At 59.2% G+C, this 16,174-nt stretch carries 19 protein-coding genes; 10 read left to right on the top strand and 9 right to left on the bottom strand.

What is annotated here, in order from left to right; all coding sequences use genetic code 11:
* Positions 1-211: 211 nt before the first annotated feature.
* Entirely contained in the window at positions 212-691 is a 480-nt protein-coding gene (locus tag ACMGGK_RS05570) for a tetratricopeptide repeat protein (RefSeq protein ID WP_016926749.1), read from the top strand.
* Between the two features lie 9 nt (positions 692-700).
* Positions 701-1,132 (top strand): GNAT family N-acetyltransferase, encoded by a 432-nt coding sequence (locus ACMGGK_RS05565; protein WP_004941740.1) that lies wholly within the window; start codon positions 701-703, stop codon positions 1,130-1,132.
* Positions 1,133-1,139: 7 nt separating this feature from the next.
* On the opposite strand, the gene ACMGGK_RS05560 is transcribed toward ACMGGK_RS05565, so the two are convergent.
* The gene (locus ACMGGK_RS05560; protein WP_049300039.1) at positions 1,140-1,550 is read right to left on the bottom strand and encodes a GNAT family N-acetyltransferase; all 411 of its coding nucleotides are present in this window, start codon (positions 1,548-1,550) and stop codon (positions 1,140-1,142) included.
* Between the two features lie 546 nt (positions 1,551-2,096).
* On the opposite strand from ACMGGK_RS05560, the gene ACMGGK_RS05555 reads away from it, so the two are divergent.
* The 5 genes from ACMGGK_RS05555 to ACMGGK_RS05535 all read left to right on the top strand — a co-directional run bounded on the left by ACMGGK_RS05555 (position 2,097) and on the right by ACMGGK_RS05535 (position 5,271).
* Positions 2,097-2,648: a LuxR C-terminal-related transcriptional regulator gene (locus ACMGGK_RS05555; protein WP_004941733.1), complete on the top strand. Its 552-nt coding sequence runs from the start codon at positions 2,097-2,099 to the stop codon at positions 2,646-2,648.
* A 253-nt stretch (positions 2,649-2,901) separates the two neighbouring features.
* A complete protein-coding gene (locus ACMGGK_RS05550; protein WP_004941730.1) occupies positions 2,902-3,288 on the top strand; it encodes an ArsC family reductase in 387 nt (128 codons plus the stop codon).
* On the top strand, positions 3,285-4,412 hold the full coding sequence (gene dapE, locus ACMGGK_RS05545) for a succinyl-diaminopimelate desuccinylase (RefSeq protein ID WP_016926745.1): 1,128 nt from the start codon (positions 3,285-3,287) through the stop codon (positions 4,410-4,412). The genes ACMGGK_RS05550 and dapE overlap by 4 nt, the downstream gene beginning before the upstream one ends.
* Complete coding sequence (locus ACMGGK_RS05540; RefSeq protein ID WP_016926744.1) at positions 4,409-5,083, top strand: M15 family metallopeptidase; 675 nt, start codon at positions 4,409-4,411, stop codon at positions 5,081-5,083. The genes dapE and ACMGGK_RS05540 overlap by 4 nt, the downstream gene beginning before the upstream one ends.
* 2 nt (positions 5,084-5,085) lie before the next feature.
* Entirely contained in the window at positions 5,086-5,271 is a 186-nt protein-coding gene (locus ACMGGK_RS05535; protein WP_004941720.1) for a YpfN family protein, read from the top strand.
* Between the two features lie 30 nt (positions 5,272-5,301).
* Here ACMGGK_RS05535 and ypfH read toward each other — a convergent pair whose 3' ends face one another.
* The 6 genes from ypfH to dapA form a co-directional block, all read right to left on the bottom strand.
* Complete coding sequence (ypfH, locus tag ACMGGK_RS05530) at positions 5,302-5,991, bottom strand: esterase (RefSeq protein ID WP_016926743.1); 690 nt, start codon at positions 5,989-5,991, stop codon at positions 5,302-5,304.
* Positions 5,992-6,111: 120 nt separating this feature from the next.
* A complete protein-coding gene (locus ACMGGK_RS05525) occupies positions 6,112-8,124 on the bottom strand; it encodes a tRNA(Met) cytidine acetyltransferase TmcA (RefSeq protein ID WP_049299946.1) in 2,013 nt (670 codons plus the stop codon).
* A gap of 56 nt (positions 8,125-8,180) precedes the next feature.
* Complete coding sequence (locus ACMGGK_RS05520; protein ID WP_048325299.1) at positions 8,181-9,050, bottom strand: neutral zinc metallopeptidase; 870 nt, start codon at positions 9,048-9,050, stop codon at positions 8,181-8,183.
* Positions 9,051-9,259: 209 nt separating this feature from the next.
* Positions 9,260-9,973, bottom strand: a complete 714-nt coding sequence (purC, locus tag ACMGGK_RS05515; protein WP_004941708.1) for a phosphoribosylaminoimidazolesuccinocarboxamide synthase — start codon at positions 9,971-9,973, stop codon at positions 9,260-9,262.
* A 170-nt stretch (positions 9,974-10,143) separates the two neighbouring features.
* Positions 10,144-11,196, bottom strand: a complete 1,053-nt coding sequence (gene bamC / locus ACMGGK_RS05510; RefSeq protein WP_015378707.1) for an outer membrane protein assembly factor BamC — start codon at positions 11,194-11,196, stop codon at positions 10,144-10,146.
* A gap of 16 nt (positions 11,197-11,212) precedes the next feature.
* Positions 11,213-12,094 (bottom strand): 4-hydroxy-tetrahydrodipicolinate synthase, encoded by an 882-nt coding sequence (gene dapA / locus ACMGGK_RS05505; protein WP_029988781.1) that lies wholly within the window; start codon positions 12,092-12,094, stop codon positions 11,213-11,215.
* A 110-nt stretch (positions 12,095-12,204) separates the two neighbouring features.
* On the opposite strand from dapA, the gene ACMGGK_RS05500 reads away from it, so the two are divergent.
* Positions 12,205-12,810 carry a glycine cleavage system transcriptional repressor gene (locus ACMGGK_RS05500; protein ID WP_369783268.1) on the top strand — a complete coding sequence of 202 codons (606 nt, stop codon included), beginning with the start codon at positions 12,205-12,207 and terminating at the stop codon, positions 12,808-12,810.
* Between the two features lie 2 nt (positions 12,811-12,812).
* Positions 12,813-13,277 carry a thioredoxin-dependent thiol peroxidase gene (gene bcp / locus ACMGGK_RS05495; protein WP_015378709.1) on the top strand — a complete coding sequence of 155 codons (465 nt, stop codon included), beginning with the start codon at positions 12,813-12,815 and terminating at the stop codon, positions 13,275-13,277.
* 44 nt (positions 13,278-13,321) lie between these two features.
* On the opposite strand, the gene ACMGGK_RS05490 is transcribed toward bcp, so the two are convergent.
* A complete protein-coding gene (locus ACMGGK_RS05490) occupies positions 13,322-14,398 on the bottom strand; it encodes an AI-2E family transporter (RefSeq protein ID WP_016926738.1) in 1,077 nt (358 codons plus the stop codon).
* An 852-nt stretch (positions 14,399-15,250) separates the two neighbouring features.
* Here ACMGGK_RS05490 and ACMGGK_RS05485 point away from each other — a divergent pair.
* On the top strand, positions 15,251-15,466 hold the full coding sequence (locus ACMGGK_RS05485; protein WP_420276748.1) for a hypothetical protein: 216 nt from the start codon (positions 15,251-15,253) through the stop codon (positions 15,464-15,466).
* Between the two features lie 6 nt (positions 15,467-15,472).
* On the opposite strand, the gene ACMGGK_RS05480 is transcribed toward ACMGGK_RS05485, so the two are convergent.
* Entirely contained in the window at positions 15,473-16,165 is a 693-nt protein-coding gene (locus tag ACMGGK_RS05480; RefSeq protein WP_033639670.1) for a B3/4 domain-containing protein, read from the bottom strand.
* Between the last annotated feature and the right edge of the window lie 9 nt (positions 16,166-16,174).

Below are 16,174 nucleotides of genomic sequence, written 5' to 3'. Positions count from 1 at the left end.
TTTACAACCTCAATTATTTGACGAAGCGGATTCTACGCCTGTTTTTTGACCATGTGAAGGGAAACGGGAACGATGCCGGGCCCTGAAACCGGGCTTAGCGCACATTTTCGTATTTATCTGATCAATGTTTAGTGCCGCTATTCCCTTGTGATATCAATTTCTCCGCGGTAGCGTGTAAAAGGTATAAAAATACGCCAATGGAGCGTCGATCATGTCCAGCTCTTTGTCTCTCTCGCAGTTGAAAACGCAGGGCCGCTATCAGGAGGCGACCGCGCTGGCGCTAAGGCAACTGACGGCAGAGCCGGAAGCGGCGATGTTGCACTTTCAGCTGGCCTGCCTGTATGACGTACAGGGCCTGGAGCAACAGGCCATTCCCTGCTACCTCGCGGCGTTGGCTCGCGATTTGCCGCCCGCCCAGCGCCGCGAGGCCTGGCTGGGTCTCGGCAGCACCTACCGCGCCCTGGGAGAATATTCGGCGTCGCTACGGGCTTTCGACGACGGCCTGGCCGAGTTCCCGCAGGCCAACGAGCTGATGCTGTTTCGCGCCATGGCGCTGTACAACCTGGGTGAAAATAAACGGGCCGTGACCGATCTGTTGCTGCTGCTGGCGGACACCTCGTCAGACCCCGACATCCGCGGTTATCAACGCGCCATTCGGCACTATGCCGCCGATCTCAGTCTTATCGGTTAGAGGAAAACGATGGAAATTATCACCGATCCGAGCCGCCGCGCCATCGACTGGCAGCGGCTGTGTGAATTGCTGGAGGCCGCCGGGCTGGGCAAGCGCGATCCGCACACCTTGCGGCGCGTTTACCAACACAGCCAGTTTTGCTATTGGGGTTTTATCGGCGACGAGTTGATCGCCACTGCACATGCCATCAGCGATCTGACATCGGTCGCCTACCTGGCGGACGTGGCGATCGATCCGCGCTTTCAGGGACAAGGGCTGGGGCGCAGGTTGATGGATCGGGTGATGCAAGATCTGGCGCCGCTCGGCAAGATTTTCATCTATTCGGTGCCGGAAAAGCTGGCCTTCTATAAAAAGTACGGCTTTCACGATTTGACCACCGGCATGGTGTATGCGGACGGCGCTGCGCTGCAGCGCCTGCAACAAGGAGGCTACGTGCGTTAAACGCGCATCACAAGGTTTTGCTCATAAAGATACGGCGAGTTCCCGGCGGCAAGCAAGGCACTTCACCCATACGCTGCCAGCCATGCCGTTGATAAAAATCCGGCGCCTGAAAGCTGATAGTGTACAACACGGCGGAAAGGCAACCGCGCCGGCGGCCTTCCTGCTCGAAACGGCGCAACAGTTCGCTGCCCAACCCCGCGCCGCGCAGCGCTTCCGGCAGATAAAAGAGCTCGAGAAACAGCAGCCCTAACGATGAGCGTCCGGTAATCCCTCCCAGAACTTCCCCACTGTCGGGATCTCTTACCACCACCGCCAGCGGCAGACGATCGCCGTAGCCGATATGTTGATCGTTAAAACGATCCAATCCCTCCGCGATACAGGACGTTATTTCCTGCGTTACCCGCTCGGAAATTTCGATATGACATTTTTTCTCGCCGGCTCTCCGGATCAATCATCCATGTTCACACTCTGATTACAGCTTAAAACATCGCAGTTTCTTTGTTTAGAATTATCTTTGTCTCAATTTCAACGTTAATTTTTTCATGACCTCAGCGCCGACTCTGGTGACGTTCAAAATAAAGCCACTCATCGTGATAAAACCAAGAAAAATCTTAGTTATTAATTCGTTAAGCCCAAACAGCCACCCTTAAATGATCGTCAAAACCGATCATTTTACATATTTTGATAGCCTTTATCTATGTTAATTCCTTTTAATTACCGCGGTATTAATAGAAGATGTCTATTCTATTAACCTTACCTTGCTTAAAAATTCGGTTGAAAAAAAGATTTACTCTTTATAAATCATGCTAGTATATAACCTTCCCTTCAAAGCTCGCGCCCAGATAACGCTCATTCATTTGCGGCGCAAGAAAAGTTCAACATGCAATTATTTGGATTATTTCTTTTTTTATGTTTTAAGATAGCCATCCTCACCGGGAAATAAAAAGTAAAGGATTATAATAAAATGGAAATTGATATTTTCAGCGAGTGTGCTTATACCACCGTCGGCATCCGACAACTCATTAACCAAACCTGGGCGGAAAAACGCGCGCCGGCCGGCTTTAGCCGCAGAAGGGTCTGCTTTATCGATGTCACCATCGCCAACTTTGAAGCGCGTTACCGCGATGAATATGCCAACCCCAATACCTACAAAATAATCATTATCACCGACTGTCTGCATGAGATGGTGATTGTCGACAATAAGACCATTATATTATCAAACCTTATATCATTGAGCCGCTTCAGCCACCTGATCGGCGACTTATATAAGCGTTACAGTCACTATACCGAGCCGCCGCAACTCTCTCAGCGCGAATCGCATTTTCTCTCGGAGTGGTCGACGGGAAAATCGCTGGCCGACATCAGCAATGCCATGAATATCAGAAATAAAACCGCCAATCATTACAAATCACGAATCATGAAAAAACTCGGCACCAGCAGGATAAAACCACTGTTGCATATTACCCGCGTACGGTGTTTGACCGAGCGTTTAAACATAAGAATCAATAAAGATTAGTTCTCTCTCCCCCGCGCCGCATTGGCGGCAGAACGCGTTCGCCGGCGTCTTTTAACAGCGCCGCCGGCGAAGATCGCCGTTTCATCAATTTGCCAACCTCTCTCCCTGGCGCCCAATCGTCTCTCGCGCGCATCGTTGTCTGGATCTCGCCGCCGCTTTACTGGCATTATCTCTGCTATCGCCGGGCGGCGAGAAGGCCTAAGACCGCGCCCGCCGCTCAGTATCGACTCGACGAGACAGGTAGCTTTACGCCATGGCAAATAAACCGCAACAGACAACGCTGACGATGTACGGCATCAAAAACTGCGACACCATCAAAAAAGCCCGCCGCTGGCTGGAAGATCAAGGCATAGCCTATCATTTTCACGACTACCGCGCCGACGGCCTGACCGAACAGCAACTGCGCGGTTTCGTCGCGCAACTGGGTTGGGAGCCGCTGCTCAATACCCGCGGCACCACCTGGCGCAAGCTGGATGAAGCTCAGCGCAACGCCTGTGATAACGCCGACGCCGCCATCGCGCTGATGCTGGCGCAGCCGGCAATCATTAAACGTCCGCTGCTGGACGACGGCAACGGCCACGCTCTGCTCGGTTTCAACGCCGACGCTTACCAACAATTTATCGCCGAGGTTGCCGTATGACTTGCCCGGTTATCGAACTGGCCCAGCAGTTGATCAAACGCCCTTCCCTCAGCCCGAATGACGAAGGCTGCCAGCAGCTGATGATCGACCGTCTGCAGGCGATCGGTTTCACCGTCGAAGCCATGGACTTCGAAGACACCCAAAACTTCTGGGCCTGGCGCGGCGAAGGGCAAACCCTGGCGTTTGCCGGGCACACCGACGTGGTGCCGACCGGCGATGAAACACGCTGGGAAAACCCGCCGTTTGAACCGGCGATCCGCGACGGCATGCTGTATGGCCGTGGCGCGGCGGACATGAAAGGCTCATTGGCCGCAATGGTGGTGGCCGCGGAACGCTTTGTCGCCGCCAACCCGAATCACCGGGGCCGCCTGGCATTTCTGATCACTTCAGATGAAGAAGCCAGCGCCACTCACGGCACGGTTAAAGTGGTCGAAGCGCTGATGGCGCGCAACGAGCGGCTGGATTACTGCCTGGTCGGCGAGCCGTCCAGCACCGAACGCGTCGGCGACGTGGTGAAAAACGGCCGTCGCGGCTCCATCACCGCCAACCTGCATATCCACGGCGTACAGGGGCACGTCGCCTATCCGCATTTGGCGGACAACCCGGTGCACCGCGCCATGCCGGCGCTGAATGAACTGGTGGCGATCGAATGGGATCGCGGCAACGAGTTCTTCCCGCCGACCAGCATGCAGATCGCCAACGTGCAGGCCGGCACCGGCAGCAACAACGTGATCCCGGGCGATCTCTACGTGCAGTTCAACTTCCGGTTCAGCACCGAACTGACCGACGCGATGATCAAGCAGCGCGTGGAAGAGCTGCTGGAACGCCATCAGTTGAATTACAGCATCGAATGGCGGCTGTCCGGTCAACCGTTCCTCACCTCGCGCGGCGCGCTGGTGGATGCGGTGGTCAACGCCGTCGAGCACTATTCTGAATTGACGCCGCAGCTGCTGACCACCGGCGGCACCTCCGACGGCCGCTTCATCGCGCAGATGGGCGCGCAGGTGGTGGAACTGGGGCCGGTTAACGCCACCATCCACAAGGTCAACGAATGTGTCAACGCCGCGGATCTGCAGCTGCTGAGCCGCATGTATCAACGCATCATGGAGCAATTGGTCGCATGATCAACGCAGAGATGCTCACCGGCCGCTCAACCGAACACCTGGCGCCGCTGAGCGGCAACCACCGCCTGCAGCCGCAGGCGGTCAACGCCTTCCTGGCGATGCAGCAGGCGGCGCGTGAGGCGGGATTCGATCTCCAGCCCGCCAGTACCTTCCGCGATTTCGACCGTCAGTTGGCGATTTGGAATGGCAAATTCTGCGGCCAGCGGCCAGTATTAGATAAGGACAGCCAACCGATCGACGTCGCGCCGCTGTCCGCCGCCGAGCGCTGTGAGGCGATCCTGCGCTGGTCAGCCTTGCCTGGCGCCAGCCGCCATCACTGGGGCAGCGATTTGGACGTGTACGATCCGTCGCTGTTGCCGGAAGGGCAAAAGCTGCAGCTGGAGCCGTGGGAATATGAAGAAGGCGGGTACTTTGCGCCACTCAACCAGTGGCTGACGGCGCATATGGCCGAGTTCGGTTTCTATCGCCCCTTTACCGAAGACAGCGGCGGCGTGGCGGTGGAGCCGTGGCATCTGAGCTACCGGCCGCTGGCGCAAGAGGCCGAACATTTGCTGACCCCGGCGCTGTTGCTGGCGGCCTGGCATGATAAGGAGGTCGCCGGTGCCGAATGGCTCGAACGCCATCTGCCCTCGATTTTTTCGCGTTTTATACGCAGTGAAGGAAAGGAGTAGCTATGCAATGGTTAGCTGATTACTGGTGGATTATCCTGCTGGTTCTGGTGGGGATGGTCGTCAGCGGCATCAAGGAACTGCGCCGCGTCGACGTGAAAAGCTATCTGGCCAACAAGCCGGAGATACCGCCGCACCGCGACAACAACGCCCAGTGGGATGACGAAGACGACTGGCCGAAAAAGAAATGACATCAGGGCGCTCATCGGCGCCCTGAGTTTTCAGCGAAAGGCGATCAGCTCGCCGCGCTTGCCGGACAATGCCTCGTCCCAGTAGCGCTGCGGCACGTAATAATGCAGCCTTTCCAGCGCGGCGTTCATCATGCCCTGGTTGATTGCGTGCCCGACGTTTTCCTCCACGTCCAGCGTGAAATCGGCGCCGCCGGCCCGTAACGCTTCCGCCGCCGCGTGAGCGTGCTGCACCGCGATCACCGCGTCCTCTTCACCGTGGATCAAATGCACCACGCTGTCGCCGAAAGCCTGCTCAGGCAACTGGGCGAAACGCCCGCTGAACGCGACCACGCGCCCGGCCAGTCGGGTTTCCGCTTTTAACGCTTCCAGCGCCATGATCGCCCCCTGCGAGAACCCCACCAGCGCCGTGCCGGCATAGCCTACGCCGCTCAACTGCTGCCAATGGCGCACCACCGCCACAAACTGCGGCATCACGGCTGCGATGCGGGCCGCGCGGTTCTCTTCGGTCACGTCCTGCACCGAAAACCACTGGCGCCCGGCGCCGTTGCCAAACGCTTCGGGGCCACCGATGCTTACCACCTGTGCCTGAGGAAACTCTTTGGCGAAGTAACTGCCGATCTCCCCCATCGCCACCGGGTTGTCGCCGACACCGTGAAACAGCAAGATCAGCTGCGCCGCCGGGGTCGCCGGGCTTTGGACAACGAAATGCTCATGTTTCATCGATGACTCCTTAGTTGTAACCAGACCTGGTGCGGCGACAGTCGCCGCCGCACCGCTGACAGTGACTATACGCCGTTGAGAAATCGGGAAAATCGGGTTTTATTGAGCGAGTTATTCAATTTATTGCAACGACTGCGCCCAGTCGCGCCAGTAGCGGCAGTGCTGCGCATTCAGCTGTTCCAGCGCCTGCGCCGTTTCGTGCCGCCAGTAGCGCAGCAAGGCTTTCTGGCCGCTTACGCCCGCCTGCTCCACGCAGGCCGCCGGGGATTGCCGCCGCTGCAGATGGCCGCGCAGCGCGGACAGCGGCAGACTGCTGGCCAACAGCAAACGCTGCAATGCCCCCAGGCTGGCCTCCAGCGGCCGATGGGCGAAAGCGAACCCGGCAAGCTCGCGCCAGTCCTCTTCGCCGAGCGACGTATCGCCGTCGTCGCCCGGGATCGCCAGCGTCAGCTCGATACGCTGCCGCAGCCAGGGCCAGTCACGCGCCAGGTGCTTGTGCGCCGCATGCCGCAGCGCCTCCCCTTGCTCGCTCAGGGGCAAGATAGCCATCGCGGTATAGCAGCCGCTGCTGGCCTCCGGCTTGCTGCCGATGCGCACCAGCTCGAAACCGCAGGATTGCCAAAAGCGCCACAGCGGCTCGGTATAGCCGAAGCTGACCGACAGGAAGTCCAGACCCTGCGCCTGGCAGCGTTGCCGCTCGACCAGCTGACGCGCGATACCCTGCCGCCGCAGCGCCGGCAGCGTCGCGATGCGGGTAATGCGCCGTGACCGCAGCGTCGGCGCCCACCACTGGCCGCCATGCGCCGCCAGCGACTGCGCCACCAGGTTGCCGCGCGGCCGGCGGCGGCCGGCCCACACGTCGTGCGCCAACTCGGCGCTCAAGCCGCCTTCTTCCGCCAGCCACACGGCGCCGACCACTTCCTGTCCGGCCTGCGCCAGCCCGAAATGCATGCCTGGCGCATCCATCAGCCGGCGTAAGTCCAGCGGCGAGGTGCGGTAATGCGCGCTGCTCAGCAGAGCATAGAAACGCGCCAGCCGCTGCGGATCGGCGCACAGTTCACGCTGTTCCGCCTGGCTGTAATCGATCGCCTGGCCGTCCGCCGGCCAGGCGGGCAGCTCGTTGAACAACAGCGCATTGTCCGTTATCCGTTCCAGCGCATCCCCCTGCGCCCAGCGCATCGGCTGTTGCAGGCTCAACGCCTGATAGGACGGCAGCCCGGCGCAAAACTTCAGCAGAAAACCGCGGCCGGTGCCTTCATAGCCCTGCACCGTGGTGGTCAACAGCACGCGAGGAAAATAACCGATCAACTGCTGCAACAGCGGCGCGGGGATCGCCGCCGCCTCATCCACCAGCAGCCAGCCCACCTCACTGACGTCGCCTTCCCGGCACTGCGCCAGCAAGGCATCGGGCGCCCAAAACTGCGCGCGCCCCTGCGCCCATTCCCCGGCCACCTCAGTGGCGGCGCGGCTCGGCCCGGTGATCCAGCAAGTCAGCGGCGACTGCGCCACCAGCATGCCGGCCAGCGTCGATTTGCCGCGGCCACGGGCGGCGGTCAGCACCCACACGCCGGACTCGGCCTGCAGCAGCGCCGTCAAGATCGCCTGTTGTTCCTCGGTCGGGCGGCCATCCGGCGGCTGCCACCCCTCACGCGCCGGCAGCGCGGCCAGCGTCAGGGGCTCATCCTGCCGCCAGATCGTCACTTCGCTGTCATCGGCCAGATGCTGCTGCAGATGATGAATGAAATGCGGCGTGGTGATCGGCTGCGGACAATCGCTCCAGCGCAGACTGTCGCCGTCCGGCAACTGAGGCCATTGCCGCCAGGGCGGCGTCAACAGCAGCAGCCAACTGCCGGCGCGCAATGCGCCGCACAGCGCCGCCAACGCCTCCACGTCCAGCGACTGACCGGCGTCGAACACTGCGTGCAGCCGCTCCTGCCCCAGCAATTGGCGCACCGCGCGGCTCGGCAAAGCCGTCAGGCCGGGCGGCGGGTTTTCCCCCACCCACGGCCAGTCGCCCGGTAGCGTCGCCGCCAGCCGCTGCGCCTGTTCGCGGCACCAGTCAGGTTCACCGCTGAGCACCAGCAGGCGCCGGATGCCCTGCCGCCGCATGAGTTGTTGCGCTGCCTGTAACATAAGGCTGTATCTCAATCCGAAAAAAATGCCGGAGTCAGGCTCCGGCACTTGAGGCGTTAACGGGATGCAAAGGTGTTGCAGGTATTGGGATCGCCGCTGTCGAAGCCTTGTTTAAACCAGGTGTAGCGCTGCTGCGAGGTGCCGTGAGTGAAGCTGTCCGGCACAACGCGGCCCTGGCTCTGCTGCTGCAACCGATCGTCGCCAATCGCCTGCGCGGCGTTCAGCGCCGCCTGCAGGTCGCCCTCTTCCAGCATCTGCTGCTTCTCGGCGTATTTACCCCACACGCCGGCGAAGCAGTCCGCCTGCAGCTCCATTTTCACCGACAGGCGGTTCACTTCCGCCTGGCTGGCGCCTTGCTGCATCTGGCGCACCTTCGGCTCGATGCCCAACAGGTTCTGCACGTGGTGGCCGACTTCGTGCGCCACCACATAGGCCTGAGCGAAATCACCGCCGGCGCCCAGTTTGGTCTTCATGTCCTGATAGAAAGACAGATCGATATACACCGTTCTGTCGCCCGGGCAGTAGAACGGCCCCATCGCCGACTGACCGGTGCCGCAGCTGGTGCGCGTCACGCCGCGATACATCACCAGCTTCGGCGGTTGATAGGTTTTGCCCATGCGCTGGAAAATCTCTTTCCAGTTGTCCTCGGTCGAAGCCAGCACCACCGAGGTGAATTTGGCCAGCTCATCGTCTTTCGGACTGATGCTGGCGCTCTGTTGTTGACCCTGCGGCGCGACGTTACCGCCGTTCAACAGCGGCGACAGATCGATGCCGTAATAACCGGCCACCAGCACCACCACCAGAATGACGATGCCGCCCTTGCCGCCCACCGGCACGCGGAAACCGCCGCCACCGCCGCCCAAACCTGAAGACTGCCCGCGACGATCCTCAACATTGTCACTTTCCCGACGCCCTTGCCAACGCATAAATACACTCCAGATATTTCCCCTGCTCGTTGAAGTTGCGCCGCGATCGTAAGCGCAAAGGCAGCTTCAAGCCTGAGTGGGATAGGTTTTAGTCATCTCGCATCCATCATTATAAATGGTCTGCCGCGGAGGAAATGTAGAAATTTTCTGGAAAAACGCAGAATAGCGGGACGATCCGGCCGGATCGCCCCGAATGGCGGTGCCGACGCTTAGTCGAGTTTCACGCCGATGCGGCGCGCCACTTCTTCGTAGGCTTCGATCAGGCCGCCCAGGCTTTGACGGAAACGGTCTTTATCCATCTTGTCCAGGGTGTTTTTGTCCCACAGGCGGCTGCCGTCCGGCGAGAACTCATCGCCCAGCACCACTTCGCCGTTGAACAGACCGAACTCCAGTTTGAAGTCGACCAGGATCAGGCCGGCGTCGTCGAACAGCTGGGTCAACACGTCGTTGGCGCGGTAGCTCAGCTCGCGCATGCGCGCCAGATGCTCTTTGCTCACCCAGCCAAAGGTTTCGCAGTAGGATTCGTTCACCATCGGATCGTGCATGGCGTCGTTTTTCAGGAACAGATCGAACAGCGGCGGGTTCAGCACCAGGCCTTCTTCGATGCCCAGACGCTTCACCAGCGAACCGGCGGCGCGGTTGCGGATCACGCACTCCACCGGCACCATGTCCAGCTTCTTCACCAGCACTTCGTTGTCGGACAGCAGACGCTCCATCTGGGTCGGGATGCCGGCTTCTTCCAGTTTGCTCATGATGAAATGGTTAAACTTGTTGTTCACCATGCCTTTGCGATCGAACTGCTCAATGCGCTGACCATCCAGTGCTGACGTATCGTTGCGGAACTCCAACACCAACAGATCGGGATTCTCGGTGGTGTAAACGGTTTTTGCCTTTCCGCGATACAGCTCAGCTAGCTTTTGCATCTTACTTACTCCAGTGATGTATCCCCGTTGTCTCCCGAGCGCGGCCCGAAATTAGGGGGTATAGAATTGACCTAATGAATTCTTTGGCGTGCCGGACACTATTGTGCCAAACCTGCGACGCAAACGATACCGTATAGACAAAACAAAAAGGGGCCGAAGCCCCTTTTTGATTAGTTAACGCTGGTTTTGCTGAAGGCTGACTGGAATGCCGCCACCAGTGCGTCGTTTTTCGACTGGGTGAGCGGTTTGCCTTTCGGATCGATGAATTGCAGGCTGGTGCGGTTGTTGAGATCGCCGACCTGCAGTTTGTAATCGCCTTCCGTCAGTTCAGGATCCTTGACGCCCAACGCATCCCAATCGCTGCTGCTCAGGGACTTATAGGTCACGGCGACGGTGCCCTGCGGACGGCTGCGGTCACCCACTTTCATCCCCAGTTTTTCGAGCGCCGGCGGCAGGCGATCCCACACGACGGTGTACGGGCCGCGCACCACCAGCATCGGCAGGCCGGTATCATCGGCACCGCTCTGCACGTCCAGCGCGCCGAAACGGCTGGCCGTCTGGGAGCTCGCCAGGTTATCCTGCTTGTCCAGGCCTTCGATCAGGGTGTTGATCATCATGCCGTTGTAGCGCTGGATCTCAGACTGATCGGTCACCTGTTCGGTCTTGCCCTGCTGCTGCAGGCCAACGCTTTTCACCACCAGCGCCTGCTGATAGCCCTGCTGCTGCACGCTGATCTGATAACGGCCTTCGTACTGGTTGTCTTCGTCCAGACGGTTCCACTTCACCCAGTCGGTGGTCAGGGTCTGACCGGCGTCCTGACGGGAAGCGATCGCGATGTTCTTCGCCTGCAGCAGGCTGACCACGCGCGACCACAGGTTCTGGTTCTGCGGGCTGTTTTCCAGCAGCAGCGTGCCGCTGTCGCCGGCGTATTGCGCGCGTGAACCGCTCAGCAGCGCCAACGGCTGCACCGGCGGACGAATGTCCAGCTGCTTGCCGACGTTGCCTTGCACCGTTGTGGCCGGCACGTCATAGTTGCCGCTCTGCACCGGCAGGATCATGCCGGACGGCGCGTTCAGCGCCTTGAGCGGAGCCGCGTCGAGGTAGGCCTCGTCGCCGCTGACCTGGCGCTTGTAGCGCTGATCGCTGCTGCAGGCTGCCAGCATCATCACCAATGAGATGCCCACTACTTTTGCTACCGTCGACTTTTGCAATGAATAAGCCATCAAATTTCCCTTAGAGTTACAGCAAACCGACGCTTTTCAGCGCGCGCTCCACCACCGGGCGGGCGGCTTCGCTCAACGGCGTCATCGGCAGACGCAGCGTATCGGTTGCCATCAATCCCAACGCCTTACAGGCCCACTTCACCGGAATTGGGTTTGCTTCTACAAATAGATCCTGATGCAACGGCATCAAGCGCTGATTTAAGCGGCGCGCTTCGGCAAATTTGCCCTGCGCCGCCAGCGCGCAAAGTTGCGCCATCTCGCGCGCGGCCACGTTGGCCGTCACGGAGATCACCCCTTTGCCGCCCAGTTGCATGAAGTCCAGCCCGCTGGCGTCGTCGCCGCTCAGCAAAATGAAATCTTCATCGTCAACCAGCACTTGGATCTGACTAACGCGACTTAAGTTCCCCGTCGCTTCTTTTACAGCAACAATATTCTTGATTTTCGCCAGCCGAGCGATGGTCGGCGGCAGCATGTCGCAGCCGGTGCGCGAAGGCACGTTATACAGGATCTGCGGCAGTTCGGTGCTCTCGGCGATCGCCTTGAAGTGCTGATACAGCCCTTCCTGCGTCGGCTTATTGTAGTACGGCGTTACCGTCAGGCAGCCCACCACGCCGGTGTTGGCGAAGCGAGTGGTGAGCGCGATGGCTTCGGCGGTGGCGTTGGCGCCGGTGCCGGCGATCACCGGAATGCGGCCGTCGGCCAACTCCAGCGTCTGCAGCACCACGTCAACGTGCTCGTCATGGGCAAGCGTTGCGGACTCGCCGGTGGTCCCTACGGAAACGATCGCCGCGGTGCCACTGGCTACATGATAATCGATCAATTTTTTCAGGCTCGCGCGATCGACAGCACCTTTGTCGTCCATCGGCGTAACCAGTGCAACAATACTTCCCGTAAACATTGGCCGTCCCCTCCACAAACAAGTCACTCATGGTACTTTTGCTGCCTATCCAAAAGCAAGCGCACAACCGCGTTGTAAGCGCTTGGCAGGCGGTTTTTTTTATGTTTACCATGGTAACCCCATTAAGCACGACAGGAAGCGCTATTTTGCCTCAGTCAGACGAACACTATCTCGTGATTACCGCGCTCGGCGCCGACCGCCCCGGTATCGTCAATACCATCACCCGCCACGTCAGCAGTTGCGGATGCAATATCGAAGATAGCCGTCTGGCCATGCTGGGAGAGGAGTTCACGTTCATCATGCTGCTGTCCGGCAGTTGGAACGCCATCACCCTGATCGAATCCACCCTGCCGCAAAAAGGCGCGGAGCTGGATCTGCTGATCGTGATGAAGCGCACAAACTCGCACGAAAGGCCGCCGATGCCGGCCACGGTGTGGGTGCAGGTGGAAGTGAAGGACTCGCCGCACATCATCGAACGCTTTACCGATTTGTTCGACTCCAGCCAGATGAATATCGCCGAACTGGTCTCGCGCACGCAGCCGGCGGACGGCGACCTGCCGCCGCAGCTGTATATCCAAATTACCGCCCACAGCTCCGGCGATCGGGACGCCTCAAATATTGAGCAAGCCTTCCATCGCCTATGTACAGAATTGAACGCGCAAGGCAGTATTAGCGTGGTGAACTATCCACAGCATGACGAGAAAGATGGAGAGTAGTGATGAGCCCATTGAAAGCCGGTGACACAGCGCCGAAATTTAGTTTGCCTGACCAGGACGGTGAGGAAATTAATTTGGCCGACTTCCAGGGACAGCGAGTATTGGTCTATTTCTATCCGAAGGCGATGACGCCGGGCTGCACCGTGCAAGCCTGCGGCCTGCGGGACAACATGGACGAATTAAAAAAGGTCGGCGTCGAAGTGCTGGGCATCAGCACCGACAAACCGGAAAAACTGTCGCGCTTCGCCGAAAAGGAGCTGCTCAACTTCACGCTGTTGTCTGATGAAGATCATCAGGTGTCACAACAGTTTGGCGTGTGGGGCGAGAAAACCTTCATGGGCAAGACCTACGACGGCATTCACCGCATCAGCTTCCTGATCGATGCCAACGGCAAGATTGAAAAAGTGTTTGATGATTTCAAAACCACCAATCACCACGACATCGTTCTGAACTACCTGCAGCAGTAATTCTCACGAAGCGCAGCGGCCTGCTGCGCTTCGTTTCTTCCCTGTCAGTCGGCCTTGTCTTCCACCTCGACCCGCAGTTCATCCGGCCAGGCATGGATCACCGCCTTCACCAGCGTCGCCAGAGGTATGGCAAAAAACACGCCCCAAAAGCCCCACATCCCGCCGAACACGATCACCGACAGGATAATCACCAGCGGATGCAGGTTGACCGCTTCGGAGAACAAAATGGGCACCAACAGGTTGCCGTCCAGCCCCTGCACCACCAGATAGGCGACGATCAGCGTCCAGAAATCGGCGCCGACGCCCCACTGGAACAGCGCCACCACTACCACCGGTATGGTGACCAGCACCGCGCCGATGTAGGGGATCAGCACCGAGAACCCCACCAGCACCGCCAGCAGCAGCGAGTAGCGCATGTCCAGCACGGCGAACACCAGGTAAGTCGCCACGCCGACAATCACCATCTCCAGCACTTTGCCGCGAATATAGTTGGTGATCTGCTGATTCATCTCGTTCCAGACCTGCCCCGCCAGGCCGCGATTGCGCGGCAGCACGCGGCGCACCGCGTTCAGCAGCTGCTCTTTGTCCTTCAGCAGGAAGAACATCATCATCGGCACCAGGATCAGATAGATAGCCAACGTCAGCAGGCCGACCAGCGACGCCAGCGAGAATTTCACCACCGATTCGCCCATGCCGGACAACCGGCTGCGCAGGTTTTCCGCCATCATGTCGATGATGCCGGCATCCACCAGCGCCGGATAACGCTTCGGCAGCGTCGCGGCGAAGTTATAGAACTGGTTGAGCATGCCCGGCAGATCGCTCATCAGATTGATGCCCTGCTGCCAGGCGGTCGGCGCGACGACGAACACCAGCAGCATGGCGACGCCCGCGAACACCAGCAGCATGACGCTCGCCGCCCAGGTGCGCGAACAGCCGATGCGCTGCAGGCGCGCGGTCGGCCACTCCAGCAGATACGCCAGCACGATGGCGACCAGCAACGGGGTCAGAATGCCATGCAAAAAATAGAGAATAAGGAACCCGGCAACCAGGATCACCAGCAGCGCGATGGCCTGAGGATCGGTGAAGCGGCGGCGGTACCACTGTAATAACATCTCCAGCATCAGAGCGGGCTCCTTGAGATTTGGCGGGCGGGCATGGCGATTCCTGTGATAGGCCTGATTAAAGCATAGATAGAATGGGCGCACGCGGGATGTGCAAAGCACTCAGAGTACTCAAAGTTCGCCATACATCAACAGCGAACTGGCTGATTTTATCGCGCGGGCAGGCGATCGACGCAAAAATCCGCAGACGCGGCGACTGGCGCGATGAGCGGCCCCGAACGGGGCCGCGGAAGATTACAGCGAAGTAACGATAGAAAGGGGCGAACCGACCGCCAATGCGAACAACAACACACAGCCAATCGCGATCGCCGCCGCCAGATCATTTTTCATTGTCCCGTCCCCTGATGCTTAAACTGGTTATCGTCACGAACTCTGTCGGTTCTACGTTCACGGCCTTTTCTGATGCACGTCATTAAAAACCCCCGCCTAAGCGGGGGAGAAAACGTTCTGGTGCATCAAGTGTTACAAGGAGGTCATGAGGGATTGCTAACCCTAAATGACTATTTCAAGCTAGGATTATTCCCAGAACATGGCAAGCGATCGCGTCGAGGTTATCCGCACTTTGGGATAAACCTCATAAAAAAATCCCGCACGGCAGCGGGATGAAGGGATGATAACGTCATGAATTTTTTATGCGGACAATGAGGCGGTATTGTCGTCATTTGGCGACAATACCGCGCCGGCACGGTGGTCACAAGGGAAATTTGGCCACGGTGAGGAAATCAGAATTTCGCCAATGCCCGCGATCGTGCGCCCGTCAGCATCAACGAAAAAATGGGATTTTCGTCAGACAGCCACCGGGAAAAAACCGGTAGCATGGCCGATATAATCCCAAATGCCGTAGGGGGAAAAATGAACAGCAAACCGTGTGAATTTGATGAAGCCATCTGTCTGGCGATCGGGCGTGGCGTTTGCGAAGTCGTAAAGATAGGAGATGAAATCAGCGTCTTCTCCCTGTTGGAAGCCATCGAGAGCTTCATCGAACGGCAGGCGCTCAGCAAAAGCGAAATCGCGGCGGCGGACGACGCGCTGGATTTGATCAGCGGTTTGGTCCGCCGCCAGTGCTGACGCCTGTTACGAGGCGCAGCCGATGAGCCGTTGCTCTACCGTGACGCCGGGCATCATTTGCCGTAAACCGGCAATCAATTCGTCGCCCGCCTCGTGCAGCGCCGCCAACGGCATCGCCGGCAGGCTCTCCAGGATGAACCACATCCGCTCGGCCTCGGCGCTCAACCGGGTTCTGACCCCCTGGCGCCAATTCCAGCGGCGGCAGGTCACGCCGCGATCGTCGCGCCAAACCACCTCCCCCGCCTCCGGCGATTCATGGATCAGCGCCCCCTCTTTGACGGTATCAAACAGTTCGCTGCCATCCGCGACGATCAGCCGCGGCTCGCCGACATAGGCCGCGATATTCTCGCCCCCCACCGGCACTGCATAACGAATGCTGACGGCGTTATAGAGATCGACGACCGGATCGATGCTGGGCATCGTGCCGTCGCGCAGCGCGCGCTTGCGCAGGGCGTCGGCGGAACAGGGCGTACGCTTGGGTTTGGCGCCAAACTGCATGAACACCTCGCGCCAGGCCGTGAGATGCGCCTCTGCCCAGGGTGCGTCTTCCTCGCCGAGGGCGCGACAGGCTTGCGCCAACGCCAATGCCCCCACGTCCGGATGGGTTATGGGAGCCGCAACCGCGGTAATGCTTAACGCCCGGAAACCGGGTGCCAGCGCAGCGACGGCCGGATCGATTGACGGATCGACTAAAATCATTGAATAATC

This window comes from Serratia sp. BNK-33-b (assembly GCF_048684565.1).
GTDB lineage: Bacteria > Pseudomonadota > Gammaproteobacteria > Enterobacterales > Enterobacteriaceae > Serratia > Serratia marcescens.
The sequence above is the reverse complement of the archived record's forward strand: the minus strand, read 5'-3'. Positions and strand labels throughout refer to the sequence as shown.